Raw genomic sequence first — 1,832 nt, 5'->3', positions numbered from 1 at the left:
CGCAAGCGGACAAATTGTCGCACCCCGCGGCGCATCGCAATGCACGGCTTACAATGCCGCCATGCCGTCCGCAACCGATTTCACGCTGTCGTCCACGCTGCCCGCGCATGCCCTGCTGGGACGGCTGCTGGCGGTGCGCGTATCGCTGCTTGCCGGCTGGGCGGCGGGCATCGCCTGGCTGCACTGGGGCCTCCACATTCCGCTGCCGCTGCTGCCGATGGCTTCGGTGCTGGCGCTGATGGGGCTGTTCGTTGTGGCTACCGCCTGGCGGCTGCGGCAGGATATTCCCGCCACCCAGATGGAGTTTCTGGCGCATCTGCTGGCCGACCTTTCCATGTTTGCGATGCTGGTGTACTTCAGCGGCGGCGCCACCAATCCCTTCGTCTCGCTGATGCTGGTGCCGATCGTCATCGCCGCCATCAGCCTGCGTCCGCGCTGGGTATGGCTGCTGGCGGCGGTGGCGGGCGGGTTCTATACGCTGCTGCTGTTTTTTTACCGGCCGCTGGAGATATCCGATCCGGTTGCAGCCCACGGCATGCACCTCGGCGGCATGTGGTTTAATTTCCTCGTCAGCGCGGGCTTGATTGCGTTTTTCGTCACCCGCATGCACGCCGGGCTGCGCGCACGCGATCAGGAACTGTCCGCCCTGCGCGAAAAACAGTTGCGCGACGAACGCATCGTTGCGCTCGGCACCCAGGCCGCGCTGGCGGCGCACGAACTCGCCACCCCGCTCGCCACCATCCAGACCACCGCGCACGAACTCGCCAGCGAGTTCGCCAACGACCCCGACATCGGCAACGACTGCCGCCTGCTCGAACGGCAGGCGCAGGCGTGCAAGCGCATCCTCACCCAGCTCGCCGCCCGCGCGCAGGACAGCACGCCGGCGGCACAGCCGCTCGACGCCTGGCTTGGCGCGCTGATCGAGCGCTGGCAAGTGTTGCGCCCGGAGGCGCAGCTGCTGGGCGCGCTGCCCCCCATCGGCCGCAGCTTCAGCCCCCCCGACGGGCTCGAACAGGCGATCCTGAATGTGCTGAACAATGCGGCCGACGCCTCGCCCGGTGCAGTTGAATTCAGCGCAGCAACGGACGGCGGCGTGCTGGTGATCGAGATCGCCGACCGCGGCCCCGGCTTTTCCCCCGAACACAAGGCGCAGGCCGGGCGCGTACAGTTCAGCAACAAGCCGGGGCGCGGCTGGGGCATGGGGCTGGCGCTTACCCACGCCACACTGGAACGGCTGGGCGGCGCGCTCGTCCTCGCCGAGCGCGATGGTGGCGGCACCCGCGTGCGCATCACGTTACCCTGGGATCAAACGACATGAGCATGAGACTTCTGATCGTCGAGGACGACACCGATTTTGCCGCCGCCTTGTCGCGCGCCATGGGCAAGCGCGGCTTCGACGTCGCCATGGCGCACGATGCCATTGCCGCCGAGGCCGCCGCGGAAGCGTTCGCCCCCAGCCATGCGGTCGTCGATCTGAAACTGCCCGGCGATTCGGGGCTGAAAGTCGTTTCGCAGCTTGCCGCGCGCACCCCCGCTCCCGCCATCGTCGTGCTCACCGGCTATGCCAGCATCGCCACCGCGGTCGCAGCGGTACGGCTGGGCGCCCGGCATTACCTGGCCAAGCCGGCGGATGCCGACGAAATCCTCGCCGCGCTGCTGCGCGACCGGCCCGACGATGCGGCGCTGGAAGTCAGCCCCGAGCCGCTGTCGGTGGCCCGGCTGGAATGGGAGCACATCCAGAAAGTGCTGAACGAGCACGACGGCAACATCTCGGCCACCGCGCGCGCCCTGAAAATGCACCGCCGCACCCTGCAGCGGAAACTCGACAAGCG

At 68.2% G+C, this 1,832-nt stretch carries 2 protein-coding genes; both read left to right on the top strand.

The genetic code is table 11. The features are described from left to right. Positions 1–61 precede the first annotated feature (61 nt). Positions 62–1,318: an ATP-binding protein gene (locus tag Q0L94_RS17565; protein WP_296755929.1), complete on the top strand. Its 1,257-nt coding sequence runs from the start codon at positions 62–64 to the stop codon at positions 1,316–1,318. After that, on the top strand, positions 1,315–1,832 hold a 518-nt coding region (locus Q0L94_RS17560), incomplete at its 3' end, for a response regulator (protein ID WP_296755927.1). The genes Q0L94_RS17565 and Q0L94_RS17560, both read left to right, overlap by 4 nt.

It is taken from the genome of Thiobacillus sp., from assembly GCF_024708915.1.
This window is presented reverse-complemented; position numbering and strand designations above follow the sequence as displayed.